Source organism: Cellulophaga sp. RHA19 (assembly GCF_002813425.1).
Classification (GTDB): domain Bacteria; phylum Bacteroidota; class Bacteroidia; order Flavobacteriales; family Flavobacteriaceae; genus Cellulophaga.
The window spans coordinates 2,742,238-2,762,265 of sequence record NZ_PHUL01000001.1 but is presented as its reverse complement, the minus strand read 5'-3'; the positions used below and the strand labels follow the sequence as shown (position 1 = coordinate 2,762,265).

At 31.3% G+C, this 20,028-nt stretch carries 19 protein-coding genes; 11 read left to right on the top strand and 8 right to left on the bottom strand.

Features of this window, described 5'->3' with window-relative positions:
• Window positions 1-100: 100 nt before the first annotated feature.
• On the top strand, window positions 101-2,791 hold the full coding sequence (locus AX016_RS12220) for a TonB-dependent receptor (RefSeq protein ID WP_100895879.1): 2,691 nt from the start codon (window positions 101-103) through the stop codon (window positions 2,789-2,791).
• 67 nt (window positions 2,792-2,858) lie between these two features.
• On the opposite strand, the gene AX016_RS12215 is transcribed toward AX016_RS12220, so the two are convergent.
• The gene (locus AX016_RS12215) at window positions 2,859-3,212 is read right to left on the bottom strand and encodes a 4Fe-4S dicluster domain-containing protein (protein ID WP_100895878.1); all 354 of its coding nucleotides are present in this window, start codon (window positions 3,210-3,212) and stop codon (window positions 2,859-2,861) included.
• Between the two features lie 87 nt (window positions 3,213-3,299).
• Between AX016_RS12215 and AX016_RS12210 the strand changes: the two genes are divergently transcribed.
• From AX016_RS12210 to AX016_RS12185, 6 genes are all read left to right on the top strand, one after another.
• A complete protein-coding gene (locus AX016_RS12210) occupies window positions 3,300-4,361 on the top strand; it encodes an acyl-CoA reductase (RefSeq protein ID WP_100895877.1) in 1,062 nt (353 codons plus the stop codon).
• A 161-nt stretch (window positions 4,362-4,522) separates the two neighbouring features.
• Entirely contained in the window at window positions 4,523-5,587 is a 1,065-nt protein-coding gene (gene serC, locus AX016_RS12205; protein WP_100895876.1) for a 3-phosphoserine/phosphohydroxythreonine transaminase, read from the top strand.
• 26 nt (window positions 5,588-5,613) lie between these two features.
• Complete coding sequence (locus AX016_RS12200; protein WP_100895875.1) at window positions 5,614-6,567, top strand: NAD(P)-dependent oxidoreductase; 954 nt, start codon at window positions 5,614-5,616, stop codon at window positions 6,565-6,567.
• 82 nt (window positions 6,568-6,649) lie between these two features.
• Window positions 6,650-7,291: a DUF937 domain-containing protein gene (locus AX016_RS12195; RefSeq protein WP_100895874.1), complete on the top strand. Its 642-nt coding sequence runs from the start codon at window positions 6,650-6,652 to the stop codon at window positions 7,289-7,291.
• 80 nt (window positions 7,292-7,371) lie between these two features.
• A complete protein-coding gene (locus AX016_RS12190; RefSeq protein ID WP_100895873.1) occupies window positions 7,372-7,824 on the top strand; it encodes a DUF6146 family protein in 453 nt (150 codons plus the stop codon).
• A 32-nt stretch (window positions 7,825-7,856) separates the two neighbouring features.
• Window positions 7,857-8,177 (top strand): DUF6787 family protein, encoded by a 321-nt coding sequence (locus AX016_RS12185; protein ID WP_100895872.1) that lies wholly within the window; start codon window positions 7,857-7,859, stop codon window positions 8,175-8,177.
• A gap of 35 nt (window positions 8,178-8,212) precedes the next feature.
• On the opposite strand, the gene AX016_RS12180 is transcribed toward AX016_RS12185, so the two are convergent.
• Genes AX016_RS12180 through folE form a run of 5 tightly spaced genes read right to left on the bottom strand, consistent with a single transcriptional unit; the run spans window position 8,213 to window position 11,078 of the window.
• Entirely contained in the window at window positions 8,213-8,695 is a 483-nt protein-coding gene (locus tag AX016_RS12180; RefSeq protein WP_100895871.1) for a monoheme cytochrome C, read from the bottom strand.
• Window positions 8,695-9,915 (bottom strand): sulfite oxidase, encoded by a 1,221-nt coding sequence (locus tag AX016_RS12175; RefSeq protein WP_100895870.1) that lies wholly within the window; start codon window positions 9,913-9,915, stop codon window positions 8,695-8,697. Before AX016_RS12175 ends, AX016_RS12180 begins: the two co-directional genes overlap by 1 nt.
• 21 nt (window positions 9,916-9,936) lie before the next feature.
• Window positions 9,937-10,122 (bottom strand): hypothetical protein, encoded by a 186-nt coding sequence (locus tag AX016_RS12170; protein WP_100895869.1) that lies wholly within the window; start codon window positions 10,120-10,122, stop codon window positions 9,937-9,939.
• Between the two features lies 1 nt (window position 10,123).
• Window positions 10,124-10,426: a hypothetical protein gene (locus AX016_RS12165; RefSeq protein ID WP_100895868.1), complete on the bottom strand. Its 303-nt coding sequence runs from the start codon at window positions 10,424-10,426 to the stop codon at window positions 10,124-10,126.
• Between the two features lie 52 nt (window positions 10,427-10,478).
• On the bottom strand, window positions 10,479-11,078 hold the full coding sequence (gene folE / locus AX016_RS12160; protein WP_100895867.1) for a GTP cyclohydrolase I FolE: 600 nt from the start codon (window positions 11,076-11,078) through the stop codon (window positions 10,479-10,481).
• A 166-nt stretch (window positions 11,079-11,244) separates the two neighbouring features.
• On the opposite strand from folE, the gene AX016_RS12155 reads away from it, so the two are divergent.
• Genes AX016_RS12155 through AX016_RS12145 form a run of 3 tightly spaced genes read left to right on the top strand, consistent with a single transcriptional unit; the run spans window position 11,245 to window position 13,230 of the window.
• On the top strand, window positions 11,245-11,907 hold the full coding sequence (locus AX016_RS12155) for an ABC transporter ATP-binding protein (RefSeq protein WP_100895866.1): 663 nt from the start codon (window positions 11,245-11,247) through the stop codon (window positions 11,905-11,907).
• A 1-nt stretch (window position 11,908) separates the two neighbouring features.
• Window positions 11,909-12,466 carry a CPBP family intramembrane glutamic endopeptidase gene (locus AX016_RS12150; RefSeq protein ID WP_100895865.1) on the top strand — a complete coding sequence of 186 codons (558 nt, stop codon included), beginning with the start codon at window positions 11,909-11,911 and terminating at the stop codon, window positions 12,464-12,466.
• Entirely contained in the window at window positions 12,466-13,230 is a 765-nt protein-coding gene (locus AX016_RS12145; RefSeq protein ID WP_100895864.1) for a TIGR02757 family protein, read from the top strand. Before AX016_RS12150 ends, AX016_RS12145 begins: the two co-directional genes overlap by 1 nt.
• Window positions 13,231-13,269: 39 nt before the next feature.
• Here AX016_RS12145 and AX016_RS12140 read toward each other — a convergent pair whose 3' ends face one another.
• Together AX016_RS12140 and AX016_RS12135 are read right to left on the bottom strand one after the other, a co-directional pair.
• On the bottom strand, window positions 13,270-15,861 hold the full coding sequence (locus tag AX016_RS12140) for a hypothetical protein (protein ID WP_100895863.1): 2,592 nt from the start codon (window positions 15,859-15,861) through the stop codon (window positions 13,270-13,272).
• Window positions 15,862-15,957: 96 nt separating this feature from the next.
• A complete protein-coding gene (locus AX016_RS12135; RefSeq protein ID WP_100895862.1) occupies window positions 15,958-16,779 on the bottom strand; it encodes a GLPGLI family protein in 822 nt (273 codons plus the stop codon).
• Between the two features lie 378 nt (window positions 16,780-17,157).
• On the opposite strand from AX016_RS12135, the gene AX016_RS12130 reads away from it, so the two are divergent.
• Entirely contained in the window at window positions 17,158-20,013 is a 2,856-nt protein-coding gene (locus AX016_RS12130; protein WP_100895861.1) for a VPS10 domain-containing protein, read from the top strand.
• Window positions 20,014-20,028 lie beyond the last annotated feature (15 nt).

Genomic DNA, 20,028 nt, shown 5'->3' with positions numbered 1-20,028 from the left:
CTATTTTAGTGCCGCAAATATACCATTTATAAATTTTGAAGAACAAATAAAACGTTTTTTGATTACCTTTAGATTTATAAAAACCTAAATATCAATCTATATGAAAAAAAAATGCATTCTTATTTTAAGCCTTTTATGCTTCTCGTTCGCGTTTAGTCAATCTACAATTACAGGTACTGTAGTAGATGATGAAGGAGCACCACTAGCCGGAGTAAATATTCTTGAAAAAGGTACTACAAACGGAACATCTACAGATTTTGATGGAAAATACAGTATAGAAACACAAGCAAGCGCTACACTAGTATTTAGCTATATTGGCTTTAACACACAAGAAATTAGCACCTCTGGAAAAACAACTATTAACGTAACCCTGTCTGAGGGTATGCTTTTAGATGAAATACAACTAGTTGGTTCTAGAAGCCCTAAGCGTACCGCAACAGATACTGCAGTACCTATTGATGTTTTAGATGTTGCTGAAATTGCTTCTAATACAGGCAAAGTAGAAGTTAACGATATATTACAATACGCTGCTCCTTCTTTTAATGCCACTAAACAGTCTGGTTCTGATGGTGCAGACCACATTGTACCTGCTAGCTTAAGAGGGTTAGGTCCAGACCAAACTCTTGTTTTGATTAACGGCAAAAGAAGACATCAATCTTCTTTAGTAAACATTTTTGGTACTAGAGGTCGTGGTAATTCTGGTACAGATTTAAACGCAATTCCTGCTTCCGCTATTAAAAGAATTGAAGTTTTAAGAGATGGAGCTTCTGCACAGTACGGTTCTGATGCCATTGCTGGGGTAATTAATATTGTATTAAAAAATAATACAAACGGATTTTCTGGTGGAATTACTTACGGAGCATACAGCACTGCTATTGGAGATGGTTGGGCAGAAGAATCTGGAGAAACACTTTTTAATGTTGAAGGAGAAAACAGATTAGATGGAAAAAACAAAAATTTTGATGGTGAAACTACCAAAATAGACCTTAACTACGGTATGGCTCTTGGAGAAAATGGTGGTTTCTTTAACGTTACAACCGAATTCTTATCAAAAGAAAAAACACTTAGACCTGGTTTTAGCTGGAGAAAAGGGTATGGTGGTGCTGCTATTGATGGATTTAACTTTATGATTAATTCTGCTGTCCCTATTGATGAAAATACAGAAGTATATGCTTTTGGAGGTAGAAACTACAGAGATACCAATGCAAATGCTTTTTCTAGAGATGGCTTTGCCGATGGTGACAATAGAGCTGTTCCAAGTTTGTACCCAGACGGATTTACACCTCAAATTACATCTCTAATTACAGATGTTTCTGTTTCTGCTGGTGTTAGAAGTAAAACTAAAAATGGTTGGAATGTAGATTTCAACAACACTTACGGCAAAAACAACTTTCATTATTTTGTAAAAAACACTAATAATGCCTCTATGAAAGATGCTTCTCCTACAGATTTTGATGCAGGTGGACATTACCTTTCTATGAACACTACTGGACTAGAACTTAATAAGTATTTTGAAGATGTTGCAGCTGGCTTAAATGTAGCTTACGGATTTGAATATCGAACAGAGAATTTCGGAATCTTTTCTGGAGAAGAATCTTCGTATTCTTTATATGATGATAACGGAGTTGTTATTACTAACCCTGCTACACAAACAGCAGCACAGGATGGCAATGGGGACGAATTACCTGGCAGCTCACAAGGTTTTCCTGGCTACAGCCCTGCAAATGAAGTTGACCGTAGCAGAACAAATTATGGTATTTATGTAGACTCCGAGTTAAATGTTACTGAAGAGTTTATGGTTGGTGGTGCTTTACGTTATGAAAATTACAGCGATTTTGGTAATACATTTAACTTTAAACTAGCAAGTAGATATAAAGTTAGTGATGATTTAGCTTTTAGAGGCTCTGTTTCTACTGGTTTTAGAGCACCTTCTTTAGCGCAACTATACTATAACTTAATATTTACAAACATAGTAGCTGGTAGGTCTGTACCGTCTTTATTATCTGCAAATAACAGCACTGTAACAAAGGCATTTGGAATTGGACAGTTAAATGAAGAAAAAGCTTTTAATGCAAGTTTAGGGTTTACCTACACAAATGGTGGTTTTTCTGCTACTATAGATGCATATTCTATTGCTGTAGATGATCGTATTATTTTAACTGATAACTTTACAGACCAAGCTGTATTAGGTCCTTTAGGTGTAGATGCTGCGCAGTTTTTTGCTAATGGCGTAGATACCAGAACCACTGGTTTAGACATTGTACTTAACTACACCACTAGTGTTGGTGTTAACGGAAAAGCTAGTATTGGTTTAATTGGTAACTTTAATGATTTAGAGGTAAAAGAAATACACAATGGTAATTTAAATGAATTTACATTCTTTGGTCCTTTTTCTCAAGCTTATTTAGAAGCTGCTGCACCAGATTATAAGTTTGGACTTAATCTTGGATACACAAACTCTAAATTTAACGCACAGGCAACATTAACACAGTTTAGTGAAGTAGAGTTACAAGATTTTCAGTGGGTGGATACACCTGCTACAACACAAGCGGAAGCAGATTTACTTTACCCTGTAGCTACAGATATTTACGAAGCTGCTCTTGTAGTAGATTTAAGTGTTGGTTATGAATTTTGCAAGAATTTAAAACTTACTGTTGGCGCTAACAACTTATTTAATGAGTACCCTACTCCACAATTTGATGGATGGACAGATCAAGGTGGTTTAGCAGATTCTGTACAAATGGGTTCTGATGGGACCTATATCTTTAGTAGAATTAATTTTAATTTCTAAGAAATATTACAAACAAAAAAACGAGGACAATTAGTCCTCGTTTTTTATATTAAATAAGTTTAAAATCTTAATCTTCTGGATGCATAAAACGCTGCTTACCTAGTAATTCTTCTTCAGTTTCTACAATATCCTCATCCGGTACACAACAGTCTACAGGACAAACAGCAGCACATTGTGGCTCTTCATGAAAACCCTTACACTCCGTACATTTATCAGGAGATATATAGTAAATTTCATCACTAATAGGCTCTTGAGACTCTTCCGCATCAACCTCTTTACCATTTGGTAAAACAATTGTGCCTTCTAAAGACGTACCATCTGCATATCTCCAATCGTCTGCACCTTCATATATTGCTGTATTTGGACATTCTGGCTCACAAGCTCCACAATTAATACATTCGTCTGTTATTATTATTGCCATAATTTATATCAATTTTTAGACTGATATTTAATCAGTATATCTACTTTTGCACAAAGGTAAACCCTATTAAATCACTATACAAATAAAATGGCTAAACTTGAAGATAGAATAGTTGCTTTTTCTAAATTAGGAACTTTGTTTGCAGATTATTACGAATATGCAAACTCAGAAAAACAAGAAGAAAACACAAACGAGTGGATTATAAAACTACAAGATGCAATACACACAGCTAGCTTACACAATGGTTGGTTTACAGAAGAAAACATTCTTTTTTGTATTAATAGTTGGAGCAAATTACTAACTAAAAAAGAGTTAAACAATTGGTTTAAATCTTATGACTTAAACTCTATAAAAAACAGCAACATAGCTATTATAATGGCTGGTAATATTCCGCTTGTTGGTTTTCATGATTTTTTAGCTACAATATTAAGTGGTAATACTGCTTTAGTTAAGTTATCTTCAAACGATAAAATACTATTACCTTTTGTTTCTTCATTCTTAATTAAACAATTACCAGAACTAGCTAATTCTATTGTGTATGTAGATGGAAAATTAGAAGGTTTTGATGCCGTTATTGCTACCGGAAGCGATAATACTGCTCGTTATTTTGAGCATTACTTTGGTAAAAAGCCAAATATTATCAGAAAAAATAGAAATTCTGTTGCAGTTTTAACAGGCAACGAAACCAAAGAACAACTAGAAAACCTTAGTGAAGATATTTTTAGATATTATGGATTAGGTTGCAGAAGTGTATCCAAACTATTTGTTCCAAAGGGCTATGATTTTGATGCATTTTTTAAAGCAATGTATCCTAAACAAGATATTATACACCACGTAAAATACGCAAACAACTACGACTATAACAAAGCTGTGTATTTAATGAGCGAATTTAATATTTTAGAAAATGGTTTTTTAATGATTAAAGAAGATGAAAGCTACGCCTCACCTATTTCTTCTGTTTTTTATGAGTATTACGACTCTTTAGACTCCTTAAAAGAGAAATTAAAGAATGATGAAGATAAAATACAATGCGTAGTTGCAAATGGCTTATTAGATACTGAAGTTGCTTTTGGGCAAACACAACAACCTAGCTTAACAGATTATGCAGATAATATAGATACTGTTAAATTCTTGTTGAAAACATCCTAGAATTAATTACAATTTTAAAAGGTCTATTGTTATAAAATTTAGACCTTTACCTTATATTTAAACAATTTTAATAAAGAGATAAGCTGCTAATTAACAATTAATTACCTATCTCTCTAAACATTAATTGGCCAACAAACCAATTACAAACAAAACACATACAAATGAAAAAGCATAATTTTAGCGCAGGACCTTGTATTTTACCACAAGAAGTATTACTTAAAGCATCAGAAGCTGTTGTAGACTTTAATGGTTCAGGATTATCTTTAATAGAAATATCTCACCGCAGTAAAGATTTTGTAGCTGTTATGGAAACAGCTCAATCTTTAGCTTTAGAACATTTAGGCCTTACAGATAAAGGATATAAAGCATTGTTTTTACAAGGTGGTGCAAGTATGCAGTTTTTAATGACAGCTTATAATTTATTAGAAACAAAAGCAGGGTATTTAAATACAGGTACTTGGAGTGACAAAGCTATTAAAGAAGCAAAATTATTTGGAGAAATAGTTGAAGTAAGATCATCTAAAGACAAAAAATTTAACTACATACCAAAAAACTATATGGTTCCTGCAGATTTAGATTATTTTCACCTTACCTCTAACAATACCATTTTTGGAACACAAATTAAAGAGTTTCCTAAAACTAAAATTCCAATGGTTTGCGATATGAGCTCTGATATATTTTCTCGTAAATTAGATTTTTCTCAATTTGATTTAATCTACGCTGGTGCACAAAAAAATATGGGTCCGGCTGGTACAACTCTAGTTGTTGTTAAAGAAGATATTCTTGGTAAAGTAACAAGACAAATACCTTCTATGTTAAACTACCAAGTACATATTAGTAAAGACAGTATGTTTAACACTCCTCCTGTTTTTGCTGTTTACACATCTATGCTAACTATGCAATGGCTTAAAGACCTTGGAGGTATTGATGCTATTGAAGAAATAAATAATAAAAAAGCACAGTTATTATACTCAGAAATAGATTTAAACCCATTATTTAAAGGATACGCAGATAAAGCAGACCGTTCTAATATGAATGCTACTTTTACTTTAACTGATGAAAAACTAAAAGATTCTTTTGATGCAATGTGTAAAGAAGCAGGCATTAACGGTATTAACGGTCACAGATCTATTGGTGGCTATAGAGCTTCTATGTACAATGCATTATCATTAGATAGTGTTGGTGCACTTGTAGATGTTATGAGCGATTTAGAAAGAAACGCATAAGCTGTTATAAATAATTAAGATTAAGTATGAAAAAAATATTAGCAAACGACGGTATATCTCAAAATGGTATAGACGCATTAGAAAAAGCTGGTTTTATAGTAGTTACAACCAATGTTGCACAAGAACAGCTTGCTAATTACATAAACGAAAATAAAATTGCAGGTTTGTTAGTGCGTAGCGCTACACAAGTAGGTAAAGATATTATAGACAACTGCCCTACTTTAGAGTTAATTGGTCGTGGTGGTGTTGGTATGGACAATATTGACGTAGTTTACGCCAAAGAAAAAGGACTACACGTTATTAATACACCTGCAGCTTCATCTGCCTCTGTTGCAGAACTTGTGTTTGCTCATTTATATAATGGTGTTCGTTATTTATATGATGCCAACCGTATTATGCCTTTAGAAGGCGATAGTAAATTTAAACAGCTTAAAAAAGCCTATGCTAAAGGTGTTGAGTTAAGAGGAAAAACCATTGGTATTATTGGTTTTGGTAAAATTGGTCAGGCTACTGCACAAATTGCACTTGGTGTAGGTATGAAGGTTATTTACCATGATACTGAAGTAGAAGAAGCTACTGTTTCTGTTCCTTTTTTTGATGGGCAATCGGTTTCTTTTAACTTTAAAAACACTACCAAAGACACGCTTTTAAAAGAAGCTGACTTTATTACTATTCACGTTCCTGCACAAAAAGGATATACTATTGGTGATAGTGATTTTGACAAAATGAAAGATGGAGTTGGTATTATTAACGCTGCTCGTGGTGGTGCTTTAGATGAAGTTGCCTTAGTTGATGCTTTAGAAGAAAATAAAGTAGCTTTTGCTGGTTTAGATGTGTATGAGTCCGAACCAAATCCTGAGATTAGAATATTAATGCATCCAAAAATTTCTTTAACTCCGCATATTGGGGCAGCAACTAAAGAAGCACAAGACAGAATTGGTGAAGAATTAGCCTCAAAAATTACTACTTTGCTTAAATAATTGCAGATTATCGGTTATTCTATAATATCATTCTTTTTTTTTGTAAATTGAAGCATTATTAAACATTAACTAAACAAAACAGATGTCAGGATTATTAGATTTATTAAATAGCCCAATAGGTTCACAAATTATAAAAGGTGTTGCAGGTCAAGCAGGAGAATCTGAGCAAAAAACAGCAGGTGTACTAAGTATGGCACTACCTTTATTAATGGGTGCAATGAAAAAAAACACAGCTACTCCAGAAGGTGCTCAAGGACTTATGAGTGCTTTAACAAATAAGCATGATGGTAGCATTTTAGATAACCTAGGTGGTTTATTTGGCGGAGGTGTAGATGACAACGTTATGAACGATGGTCAGGGAATTTTAAATCACGTATTAGGAGCAAAACAACCACAGGTAGAAAATGCACTAAGCCAAAAAGCTGGTGTAAGTTCTGATACTGTTGCTACTATTTTAAAAGTTGCTGCACCACTTTTAATGGGTGTTTTAGGTAAACAAGCAAGAAATGAAAATGTTGTTGAGTCTAACGGTATAGGAAATCTTTTAGGAGGTTTACTAGGAGGTGATGAAAACAGCAATAAAGAGCAATCTTTAATTGAGTCTTTTTTAGATTCTGACGGAGATGGTAGCATTTTAGATGATGTTGCAGGTATGGTTCTTGGCGGAAACAAAAGTGGAGGTTCTGGAATTGGAGGTCTTTTAGGCGGACTTTTCGGAAAATAAGCACACTTTAACAAACATATATAAGCCACTTGAAAAAATCAAGTGGCTTTTTTTTGTATATTAGAATAAATACAGAAGTTATGAAAAAGACACTATATTTAATTGGCTTACTACTTACCTCTATCCTATTTACAAATTGCACAAGCACTAAAGAAGTAGTTGCTATATCAGAAGCAGAAAAAAATGTTTTTAATCAGAAAGAAGGAGAATCAGTTGTAATTGCTGATGAAGAATCTGAATACGAAATTATAATAATAGATCCTGGTTTTAATGCCTGGTTAGTTAGTTTTGCTAGGCCAGAGCAATTTTATTCTCAGAGTTATTTAGAAACAAGAAACCGTTTATATGTAACAGAATGGAACCAAAGAGCTACACAACCTTTTAGATACGACCCTAATTTATATGAAATGCAAATTAACTATTCAGCAAACATAGATTATGGCTATGAAGTAAACTACAAACTATACAATTACTTCATTTATTTTCAAAGAAAATACAATCAACGTCTTGGTCATTTTGTTCCTCGCATATAAGCTATTATATTTGCGATCGATTAAATGCTACTATGGAAAAATTAAAACAACGTTGGGGAATAGATTCTAATTTCGCCATTGTTATGATACTTATTGTATTTGCCGTAACTGGATCTTCATCTTTAAAAGTTGCAAGACCACTTTTGGACTTTATAGGCTTTACAAGAGAAATTTTTCCTTCAGATTGGTATTTTTCAATTTTATATTGGACAGTCCGCATATTAATCATATTTCCAATATATCAAATACTACTTGTTGCTTTTGGTTGGTTGTTTGGTCAGTTTAAATTCTTTTGGGCTTTTGAAAAAAAGATGCTATCAAGATTAGGTTTAGGACGTTTTTTAAAAGAGTAACTTTTTATTATCAAACAAACATTTTAGTTCTATAGCTAATTCAATTGATACCAATCAATATTTTCTAAATTAGCACGTCTGCCCATACTTTTGGGTGCATAGTTTTTGGCTAAATAGTTTACTATAATCTCTTCATTATTTCCTAAATCCCAAAGGTTTTGAGTTTCTTGCATCCATCTAATTGTGGCTATCCAACGCTCTTTTGTCATTCTATTCTGAGTAACCATTTTGGCCGAGTGGCAGCTAGTACAATTATTAACTACAGTCATTACCCCTTCATCCTCTACAAAACCTGTTCTTAAGTGTATACCATTTTCAATTTTGTCCCAATCATCTTCTTCAATGGTGTTTTCTACTACAACAGGTTGTAATTCCTCATCAGTCTTAAATGCTGATAAGTTAGGGTCTACAAGCGCATAAATTGCAAATACTACTCCTAAAAGTACTATGCACCACACCATAATAAGCATTCTATATACTTGTTTAGCCTGATTTTTAAACTTGTTTTCTTCGCTCATTATTTCACTTTTACAGCTATTCTATGACAAGCATTGTTTAAATACCCCTTAGGGTTCCAGCCAGGTACAAGCATTGGCTGCGCTACATTATTTACATCTGTTGCTCTAGCCCAAACCTCATAATATCCTTTTTTTGGAAATGCGATTACTGCATTAAAATGCTGCCACGCTAACCTGTTTACAGGTTTTTCTACAGTACAAGTATGCCAGGTAGCACCAAAATCTATAGAAAACTCCATTTTAACCACCTCTAACTCTCCTGCCCAAGCGTGTCCGCGAATGTTTAGTTTTTTTCCTAAATTTATCATTGCTCCAGATTTAGGGTAAGTAATTAAAGATTTTACAGGCATAGACTCTATAATTTTCATATCCTCGTCTTTAACCTTTTCTCCTGGAGCTACAGGGTTTTTAGGCACTCTGTATGCCGGAGCTTTCATTTTAGCCCCATCATGTTCTTTGTTTCTTACGCTAATACCATTTAGCCATTTACCAGATGTAGATGCTGGCCAACCACCACAAACTAAGCGTAAAGGGTAACCGTGAGCTGCTGGTATATCTTTACCGTTCATTTTAAAAGCAACCAAAGTTTCATCTTGCAATGCTTTATGCATAGGCACGCCTCTAGAGATAGGCTCTTTATTAGGATCTCTACTAATATGTGAGTCTGCAGCGTGGTACCCAATATAAACTGCAGAATCTTTAATACCTACATCATCAAGTATATCTTTAAGTCTAACTCCTGTCCAGCTTGCACAAGATACCGCACCAACGGTCCATTGGTTACCTTTTGCTGGCGGATTAAATTCAGACCTACCATTACCACCACACTCTACCGTAAGTTGGTAAGTGTATTGTTTAAATTTTGATTTTAATTCTGATAAAGTATAAGTTTTTTTCTGTTGTACAGATTCGCCATCTATGGTAAGTGTCCATGCAGATATATCTACATCTTCTGGCGGAATTCCGTTATTTCTGATAAACATATTTTTATTAGATGTTACTTTCTCATCTAACAAATGTGCTTTAGCTTCAATATTCCAAGGTTTATCATTTAAAACAACCATTTCCTTATCTAAATTAAACAAGGTAAACGGGTCTGTATCTTGTATGGCTAAAGGTTGGTAATTTTCTGGCATTTTAGAACCAAAAACAATATCTGCTCCAATAATACCTGCCATAGTAGTTAAAGTAGCCTTTTTAACAAAATTTCTTCTTTTCAAACTAATTATAAAATCAAATTATTACTCAATTTCACCCCTATTTCTTGCTCTAATATTAAAAAACATAGCAACAGACACTACCAAAGCTGATATGATGCCTACATAAAATCCTATGCTTAAATTGTTAAAGTCTGCAGTAAGTAAGTGCATTAAAATTAGTAATAAACAGAAGAATATTACAATAAATGGTATAATTTTTTTACTCATACTATTTTTTTTCTAGTACTTCTCCTAATTTAGACCCACTTATAACATAAGTATAAATCCACATAATAGTAAATGAAGGTATAAAATCTGTGCCAGGTATTAATTCTTCTACAAAAGATGCCATACCAGCTGCTTTACCAGCAGTACCTTTATACATTCTGGTCATTAACCAAAAAGAAAGTGGCGCCCAAACAACGTCTGAAAACTCTCCTATTCCTAAAACAGAAAATGAAAGCATTCCTATAGCATCAAAAAGAAGACCTAAGAGTAAGTCTCTGTATTTTGTATTTTTTTTATTTGTCATATTAAAATAGTTAATGTTATCTACTAATATACAAAAGTAATGCCAGTGTTTATTAGGATAAGTCTGAGCTTATTAACTTTAAAAACTCATTACGTGTTTCTTGTTTCTCAAACTGCCCTCTAAAACCAGATGTTGTGGTTACAGAGTTTTGTTTTTGTACGCCACGCATCATCATACACATATGCGATGCCTCTATAACAACTGCAACTCCTTGTGGCTTTAAGGTATTATTTAAACATTCTAAAATATCATGTGTTAAACGTTCTTGCACTTGTAGCCTTCTTGCAAAAACATCTACAATTCTAGGTATTTTACTTAATCCAACTATATGTCCGTTTGGTATATATGCTACGTGTGCTTTACCAAAAAAAGGCAACATATGGTGCTCACATAAAGAGTATAATTCTATATCTTTAATAATTACCATATCATCATAATCCTCTTTAAACATTGCAGCTTTTAATATTTTTACCGGATCTTGCTCATAACCTTGCGTTAAAAACATCATAGCTTTTGCTGCTCTTTCTGGTGTTTTTACCAAACCTTCTCTTTCTACATCTTCGCCTACACCTTCAATAATTTTAGCGTATTTTTCTTTTACAGATTCGGTTGCTTCTAAATTATATTCTTCAAAATTTTTATAAAAAGACATCTATATATTGTGTTTTATACTTGTTTTTGGGTTGATAAAGTCCTTGTTTAACTAAAACAGACTCTTCTATTTCAAAAATAGGTATTAAAATTGAATACCGCTTTCTTTTATTTATTTTTGCCATATCAACGCTAATGAGTACTTTCATCAGCGAAAAAGACAAGGAATGATAAAAGCTAAAAATATTCAAAAGTTTTACGGGAAACTTCAGGTTTTAAAAGGTGTAAATCTTCATATTAAAGAAAAAGAAATTGTCTCTATTGTTGGCTCTTCTGGTGCTGGTAAAACAACTTTATTACAAATACTAGGAACTCTAGATGTTATTTCTAAAACATCTTCTAGTGAGTTATTAATTAAAAACACAAATGTTACAAAACTAAAAGATAAGGAGTTAGCTAAGTTTAGGAATGAAAACATTGGTTTCATTTTTCAGTTTCATCAACTATTACCAGAGTTTACTGCTTTAGAAAATGTTTGTATACCTGCTTACATAAAAAAAACACCTAAAGAGGAAGCAGAAAAAAGAGGAAAAGAACTCTTAGACTTTCTAGGGCTTTCTCATAGATACCAACATAAACCTAACGAATTATCTGGAGGGGAACAACAACGTGTTGCTGTTGCAAGAGCTTTAATAAACAATCCTTCTATTATTTTTGCTGATGAACCTAGTGGTAACTTAGATTCTGAAAGCGCTGATAACCTTCATAAATTATTTTTTAAATTACGAGATGAATTTGGACAGACATTTGTGATTGTAACACACAATGAAGAACTTGCTGATATGGCAGATAGAAAATTGGTAATGGTAGACGGACAAATAACAACATAATATGCTAAAAATAGTTTACCAGTTTTTAAAAAATCCAACCAATACTCCTGATGAAAACACAGATTTTGGATACAGATTTATATCTTTTATAAAAATACTTTTTTGGGGATTATTAATAGGTATTGGCATAGTTGTTTTTAACTCTATTTGGGAAACTACAGGTATTTTAGGGCCTAACGAGCACGCTTTAAGCTCTGCTATGGACGACTATACTACTCCTATGCTATTTTTATTAATTGTTATAGTTGCTCCTTTGTTTGAAGAATTACTTTTTAGAGGTCCACTTGCTTTTTTTAAAGAAACCAAAAGGTTTAAAATAGCTTTATATGTATCTATTTTATTATTTGGTGCCGTACACATTAGTAATTTTGAAATTACACCAATGGCATTAGCGTTATCTCCATTTTTAGTAGCTCCACAATTGGTTTTAGGTGCTTTTGCTGGTTTTATTAGAGTTAAGTTTGGACTAATTTGGTCTATTGCACTACACGCTTGTCACAACTTTATCCTGTTTTTACCTTTAGCACTTATTAAACTTTTAGAACTTCCTATAGAATAATGACAAAAGCCGAGTTAAAAGAGTTTTTAGATGTTAAGGTTGTACAATACAACAATCCAGATTTTATAGAGTCAGATCCGTTACAAATTCCGCATCGTTTTACAAAAAAAGAAGATATAGAAATTGCTGGTTTTTTAACGGCAACTATAGCTTGGGGAAACCGTAAGAGTATTATTAAAAATGCGGATAAAATGATGGCTCTTATGCACAACTCTCCTCACGATTTTGTTTTAAACCATTCTGATGACGATTTGGGTAACTTTAAAGATTTTGTGCACCGTACATTTAATGAAACCGATTTTACTTTTTTTGTACAGAGTTTACGTAATATTTATATAAATCACGGTGGTTTAGAGGCTCTCTTTGCTAAACACACCCAAGGTAATGACTTGCAAACCGCAATCTCTAAATTTAAAGCTACCTTTTTTGAGATTGAACACCCAAAACGTACAACAAAACACATATCTGATCCCTTAAAAGGTTCTGCCGCTAAACGTATTAATATGTTTTTACGTTGGATGGTACGTGATGCTAGTAGCAAAGTAGATTTTGGTATTTGGAAAACCATAGATCCTGCACTACTATCTTGCCCATTAGATGTACACTCTGGCAACGTTGCTCGTAAATTGGGGTTATTAAAGCGTAAACAAAATGATGCTAAAGCCTTAGCAGAACTAGACAAAAGCTTACGAAAATTAGACTCAAAAGACCCATCTAAGTACGATTTTGCTTTATTTGGTCTTGGTGTTTTTGAAGGGTTTTAGATAGTTTTATCAACTACTAATAAATGCTTTTATTAAGAATTAAAATGAATACATAAAACTAAGTAAATGATATCTACCAAATAAATTCGTTTTTTGAGAATTTATAGAAAATTCATTTACATTTCTCTCTATAAATGAAGTGTTATTTAATAAATTAACCCCTTTTAATCCCAATTGCCAGTTTTTATTTTCTGGTCTATACATTACATCAAAATTTAAGAATGAATTGGTTGTACCCTTATCTGTAAAATTTGGAATAAAGTAGTTATAAGAAACAGTACTAAATAAGGATCTTGATGGTTTAAACAGTAGTTTAAAATTATTTTCTAAAGACTTATTTACAAATGAACTCTGATTTACGGTTTCTTGATAAGTAAACTTCGTTATATTTTCAAAATTAATTGATGAATTAAAAGCGGTTTTTAAGAAAAGACTATTAAACAAATAAAGAGCTTTATTGTCTCTCAAACCTGAATTATTAATGATGTTTTTATAATTATAAATTGAATAGTTTGATGAAATTTTGAAATTGGTTTTTATTGATGGGATTAATTTTGAAAAATTCAAGAAAAAACTAGTATTATCTGTGTATTCATTCAGAAAAAAACTTGTTGTTTTTATAGCGTTTTCATTTATATCTGTATTTGAAAAATAATTGCCTTTTTGCTTTAAGTAATCCACTCCAAAAGATAATGTTAACTGATTAAAAAGATCATTTTTAGAGTACATAAGACTATATTTTTGATTTTTTCGTGTTGTAATATCAGGTATATTATTTTTTACCATACGATTACTAATTAAAACTTGGTTCTCAAATACATTCTGAATTTTCTGTGTGTTTTGATTAAAACCTGTATTCAAATTTAAATACGAATTTAAATTAAACTTATACATCACTGATAATGAAGGTTCAAAAATAAAAATATCATCTAATGGGTTTGTAGCGCCTTTTAACTCCTGATAAAGTTGTTGAAAAGAGAGTTTTGGTGAAATAGAAAATTTTCCTATTTTCCAATTATACGACCCTTGAGTGTATATACTATTTTTAATAAAATTGATATCATTTAAACTACCATCAACTGCTAATTGTTGAGTGTTATTTTTGCTAATTAAATTAGAATAAAAAGTTTCTTTATCTAAATTAAACCCTACTAAAACACTATATTTATTGTTGTTTTTGCTTTTACCTAACAAAACTGTTTTAAAATCCGTGTAGTATTTTTTAGAAGAATTACTTTGTATATCACTATTAAATTTTTTTGTATTAAAAACAGAAGGATTAATGGTAAAACTTTGATCTAATTTATTAAAAGAGTTTATCAAGTTAATCTGTAAAGCCTTGTTACCTGACACCTTGTTGGTATACTCCAAGTTCTGTTTAAACAATTTATTTTGGGTATTAAGTAGTGAATTAAAATCATTCTCTTGGTTAGATATAGTTCTATATTCTGTATCTATCGTTTCATCCCTAAAACTAACGTTATACTCTAACAAAGAAGTTTTAGATGTGTTGTACTTTAATTCTAAATCTCCTCTGTAATGCAAAGGTTTTTTGTTTATATAATTATCATCAAAAATTGCAAACTGCTCATCCCCAGTAATTATAGAACTTTCTGAGAACTGGTTACTGTTTATTTTATCTGACAAATAATATAAATTTACTTTGGCCTTTAATTTGTCATTTAATTTATAAATACTATTAAAATTAGTAAACAACTGACTATTTTGATTTGATAAATTGTTATTAGTAACCTGATTAATATTATATTCTGGAATTATATTTTGAGTATGGTAATTTTCATCCTTTAACTGCTCCTGCGTAATTTGATTACCAGAATAATTAAAAGGAGACGAATTCTCACCAATAGAATTGTAAGTACCTACAGCAAAAGATTTATGTATTTTATTTATAGCCAATAAATTTGTTGATACATCTAGCGGGCTTTTTTTAGACTTGGTAAAACCACCCAACCCAATATCTACACTACCAGAAATATCACTTTTATTCTTCTTTAGTTTTAAATTTAAAGCAACTTTTTGGCTATTTTCAATCCCTTTTAAAAGTTTGTTTTCAGAGTAATTTTCTATAGCTTCAATTTCTTCAATTAAGTCTATATTTATATTTTTAGTACCTATAGTATAATTGTAATCAAACAAATTATCTCCTTCAATTGTAACAGTTTCTATAGATTTACCCCTGTAACTAATATTACCCGTACCACTATCAACCTCTATACCCGGAAGTTTCTTTAGTAAATCTTCTACTTTTCTTTCTGTACCATCTGCATAAGAATCTACATTGTAGGTAACAGTATCTTCTTTTATTGTAAATGCTTTCTTTTTTTCAACTACAACTTCATCTAAATATTCAATCTTTTCTTTAAACAATACAAACTTAAAAGTTAATGTATCTAATGGTTTTAATCCTTTTATCTCTTCTGTATAAGCTGTATACCCTGTGGCTTTAACAGTTAAAAACAAACTATTAGTAGAGTAACTTTTTTTAAGTTTATAAGTAAACGCTCCTTTAGTAACAAGTACAAACTCTTTAATTACACTAGCATTAGGTTCTTTTAGTAGTATTTGTGCGTTTATAGGTGTATTATCACTAGTAGTAACTGTACCTTTCATTACTTGTGAATAGCTTAATGCTATACTACTCAATAAAAGGAATAGTACTAGTAAAATTTTAGAACAAAGGAAATTTTTCAAAAGTTGTGTGTGGTATTATTTTTTAGAAAATTTCTTATGGTATTTATCTAGTGCATCATTATACTCTTTGTCGTCTTCATCTATATATAATTCAATACCACCTCTAGAAGATACTACACCTCCAGTATTTTCATTAGGTCTATAACTTAAAAGTTCTATTGCTTTTTTCTTGTACAAGTCTTTATAATCCTGCCAAGTTAGTGCATCTTTTGTATCAAAAGGATTTTCTAAAGTAGCTAATTTTAGCTTAGTATTTTTAATTTTTATAGGTTTAAAAGATATAAAGTTATCTATAGATTTCAGTTCTAAAATCATACCTGGTAAGCCATCATATTTATAAGGGCCACCTACAGGTAGATCTGATGTAAACCAAGCCTCATATTTTCTACCTCTAAAGTCCATTGTTGCTAATTGGCATTTAAAACCTAAAATTTCTTTTGAATTATTTTGAATGCTCCAATTAAAAATATTTAGACTATCCTTAACAACAAAATACTTGTAAGCAACTTCATGTTTAGAATAAAAGGTGCCATTGTTATAGTCCTTAAATAACGTACTAATATTTTTACCAGTTGGCGTAAAAGTAAATCTAGAATCGTCATCTTCATCTGTAATTACAACTTCTGTAATTTTTGATTTGCTTTTTTTTGTGTAAATAGACTTATTTAGCTCTACAAATTTATTTAGCTCATAAACACCTATAAAAGGTTTTCTACCTTCTTCAATAGTTAAAATTCTCTCATACAGCACTTTGTAAATATTTATGGAATCTTTTTGTGCAAACGCACTGTAAAAAGTTAATAATGTTATTATTATAAGAAATGTATTTCTTAACATATTTAGCAAACTAATTTCTAATTAGTCGGAAAATACTACTTATTGTAAGAAAAACAGCGTTTAATAGAAAAAATTATGAATACTTTATATATTTAAGTTAAAAACAATATATTTTCATTTCCTACTAAGAACAACCACTATATAGTAAAGACTAGCTCTTAAAATTTAAATACAATTATAATACTAAACATAGTAATATCTTCTCACAATAAATATATATCATAAATATTTATTTGTAATAATAAACTTACTTTTAAATAGATTTATTCATACATTTATAGCTTGTATTATATATAGTACATCAAGACTTATATCCTATAATATTTTTTAGAATAAAGGTCAATAATACTATTAACCACTTATAAATAACTACTTACTATGATGAAAAAACTCTTATTTATTAAACTATTATATGCGTTTACTTTTTTGTGTATAAATATATCTTATGCACAAAATGCCGCTTATTTTAATAAACTACGAACAGAAAAAGTAATTTCTACCAATTCTATAAATTGGGTTCAATTTGGTCCAGGAATGTCTGGATATTGCGAATTTTTCTGGAATCACCCTACGGATAAAAATACTATTTTAATGGCTCCAGATATGTTTAATGGCTACGGTTCCTTTGATGGTGGAAAATCATGGCAAACTATTAAAGATTATGATGGAGAAGGATTTGATATGGGAAGAACTTATGATGTTGAATTTTCTAGACAAAATCCAAATTTAGGCTTTGCAACTGATGAACTCGCTGGACTATATAAGACAACAAACAAAGGAAGAAGTTGGAAAAAAACAAATTTTAATTTAGGTGGAGCACATAATGAAATAGCTGTAGACCCAAAAAATGACAATATTTGGTATATTGGAGCAGGAACTTTTTGGGATTCTAAAAGGTTTCATAGAACCGCTAATGATAAAACTGGAGGTACTTTTAGACCCAAAGCTATTTTAGGCCATATTTATAAAAGTACTAATAAAGGCTCTACATGGAAAAAAATTACAAACGGACTTCCTGCAAAACTTGCTGTAGCTAAAATTATTGTTGATCCAACTAACACCAATAACGTAATAATGGCTGCAAATACAGGCCTTTATTTAAGCTCTAACAAGGGAGAAAGTTGGACTTTGGCTAAAAATAATGGCTTACCTAATAACCTTCCTAGAGATATGACATCTCATTATAATAAGGAAACAAATAAATTCACTTTATTTTTAGTAGATCAAACTAGTTTTTACAAATCTGAAAATACATTTTCTTCTAAAGGTGGTATTTACAAAAGCACAGACGGTGGTAAAAGTTGGACTTCAATAACAGGAGATTTAGGTATAAACTTAACTAAAATAACTAGTAATCCTACAAAATATTACTATAAAAGGTCTATTGCTAAATGGTTAGGAATTAATATTTCTGATGTAAGTAATAATTTACCTAAAAATATATTGCAAAACTATAATAGAATAGTTGTCAACCCAAAAAACTCAAACCAGATCTACGTTTCTCACAATGTAAAACATGACTTTTCTTTTGGTCCTGGAGACATCTGGAAAACAAACAATGGCGGACAAACTTGGTTTCCTATTGCTAGAACAGGAAAATATTGGAAAAATAATACAGACCAAAATTACTGGAATAGCAGAGCAGTAAAAGTATCTGGTAGTAATACCAAATTTGCTCACATACAAAAAAATATGGATGAAAGAGAAGAAATTTGGGGATGTAGGTTTATGTCTATTGATGTAGAAGGGAACGTATTTACTAGCTTAGACCAACAAGTACTTAAACTTACTAATGGTGAAAATAAGTGGAAACAGATTGATGATGATGAAACTTTTTACGGCAGTAAATCATGGATAGGTAAAGGAGGTAGTAATCTCCCTGGTAGATATATTTATCTTGAAACCGGAATTCCCAACAGAAAACTTTTTCTAAGCGGAGAACACGGATTATGGAAATCTACAGGCTTAGGTAGGTTTGCAAACTCTAATAAAGTTGCTACAACCCAATTAGAAGGTCAAAATAATACAAACGGAGCACATTCTATAGCAACTTTAGCAGTACACCCTAACAATCCCAATATAATATACACACTACAATTTAGACAAAAACACAGAGATAAATTTAGAAGATCTAAAGATGGCGGAAAAACTTGGGAAAATATAAGTACTCCTATTGATTATCCTGACACAAACCTATCGTCTCAGCACTTTTACAGTTCTTCTTTAATGATAGATCCTGTGTCTGCAAAAACTATATATTTTACACTTATGAGATACAGTCCTTCAGAAATTAATGAAGGTACTCCAGTGACTAATTTTAGTAAGTATGGTGTATACAAAAGCACAGATGGAGGAAAAAGTTGGTCTTTAAAAAATAATGGTTTACCAGCTAAATCTAGTATAAGAAGATTAGAGATGCACCCTACAAATAGTAACATAATTTATGCTGCTTCAAATTTATACAAAGGTGTAAATGGTGGGTTATACAGAACTAACAATAAAGCCCAAATATGGACTAAAATAAATACATTACCATCTTCCATAAAATCTGTAAATAATGTACATATAGATAAAACTACAAAAGATATTTACATCTCATGCGGAGTAAAAGGGTCTACAAATAATAATTCAGGAGGTGTTTGGAGAAGTAAAGACAATGCACAAACTTGGAAAAAAATATTTGATTTAAACTATGTTTGGCAAACCGAGACTTCTCCAATTAACCCTGAAATTATTGCTGTTACAGTCCCAAGATCTCCACAACACAAAAACCCAGGCATTTATATATCTAAAAACGGAGGAAACTCATGGATTAAAGCCAACAAAAATTTAGCACACGCACACTCTATTACAGATATTAAACCCGATAATAAGGACGAAAACACATTTTGGTGTTCTGGTTGGGGAAGCGGTTGGTACAAAGCAACTTGGAATAACACCAATACATTAAGTGCTATATCAAAAACTACATCTAAAGACAATAGTTTAGAAAAAGATAACGGCTTCTCTATTTTTCCTAACCCTACTACAGATATTCTTAAAATTAGATCCAGTTTAAACAACTGCGATATAACAATTTTTGATTTTAACGGAGAAATTGTTAAAAGCTTATTTCTAGGTGAAAATTCAACAAAAGAGGTATCTCTTTCTGGTTTAAAAAAAGGAATATATTTTGTTCAGTTTAAGCCAAAAAATGAAACTAAAAGCTTTACAAAAAAAGTAATTCTAAAATAATTATATTAGTTAAAG

Excerpts from the sequence above, each read along its gene's own strand:
- AX016_RS12220 (WP_100895879.1), top strand. The coding sequence starts at position 101 with ATGAAAAAAAAATGCATTCTTATTTTAAGCCTTTTATGCTTCTCGTTC.
- AX016_RS12215 (WP_100895878.1), bottom strand. The coding sequence starts at position 3,212 with ATGGCAATAATAATAACAGACGAATGTATTAATTGTGGAGCTTGTGAG.
- AX016_RS12210 (WP_100895877.1), top strand. The coding sequence starts at position 3,300 with ATGGCTAAACTTGAAGATAGAATAGTTGCTTTTTCTAAATTAGGAACT.
- serC (WP_100895876.1), top strand. The coding sequence starts at position 4,523 with ATGAAAAAGCATAATTTTAGCGCAGGACCTTGTATTTTACCACAAGAA.
- AX016_RS12200 (WP_100895875.1), top strand. The coding sequence starts at position 5,614 with ATGAAAAAAATATTAGCAAACGACGGTATATCTCAAAATGGTATAGAC.
- AX016_RS12195 (WP_100895874.1), top strand. The coding sequence starts at position 6,650 with ATGTCAGGATTATTAGATTTATTAAATAGCCCAATAGGTTCACAAATT.
- AX016_RS12190 (WP_100895873.1), top strand. The coding sequence starts at position 7,372 with ATGAAAAAGACACTATATTTAATTGGCTTACTACTTACCTCTATCCTA.
- AX016_RS12185 (WP_100895872.1), top strand. The coding sequence starts at position 7,857 with ATGGAAAAATTAAAACAACGTTGGGGAATAGATTCTAATTTCGCCATT.
- AX016_RS12180 (WP_100895871.1), bottom strand. The coding sequence starts at position 8,695 with ATGAGCGAAGAAAACAAGTTTAAAAATCAGGCTAAACAAGTATATAGA.
- AX016_RS12170 (WP_100895869.1), bottom strand. The coding sequence starts at position 10,122 with ATGAGTAAAAAAATTATACCATTTATTGTAATATTCTTCTGTTTATTA.
- AX016_RS12165 (WP_100895868.1), bottom strand. The coding sequence starts at position 10,426 with ATGACAAATAAAAAAAATACAAAATACAGAGACTTACTCTTAGGTCTT.
- folE (WP_100895867.1), bottom strand. The coding sequence starts at position 11,078 with ATGTCTTTTTATAAAAATTTTGAAGAATATAATTTAGAAGCAACCGAA.
- AX016_RS12155 (WP_100895866.1), top strand. The coding sequence starts at position 11,245 with ATGATAAAAGCTAAAAATATTCAAAAGTTTTACGGGAAACTTCAGGTT.
- AX016_RS12150 (WP_100895865.1), top strand. The coding sequence starts at position 11,909 with ATGCTAAAAATAGTTTACCAGTTTTTAAAAAATCCAACCAATACTCCT.
- AX016_RS12145 (WP_100895864.1), top strand. The coding sequence starts at position 12,466 with ATGACAAAAGCCGAGTTAAAAGAGTTTTTAGATGTTAAGGTTGTACAA.
- AX016_RS12140 (WP_100895863.1), bottom strand. The coding sequence starts at position 15,861 with ATGAAAGGTACAGTTACTACTAGTGATAATACACCTATAAACGCACAA.
- AX016_RS12135 (WP_100895862.1), bottom strand. The coding sequence starts at position 16,779 with ATGTTAAGAAATACATTTCTTATAATAATAACATTATTAACTTTTTAC.
- AX016_RS12130 (WP_100895861.1), top strand. The coding sequence starts at position 17,158 with ATGATGAAAAAACTCTTATTTATTAAACTATTATATGCGTTTACTTTT.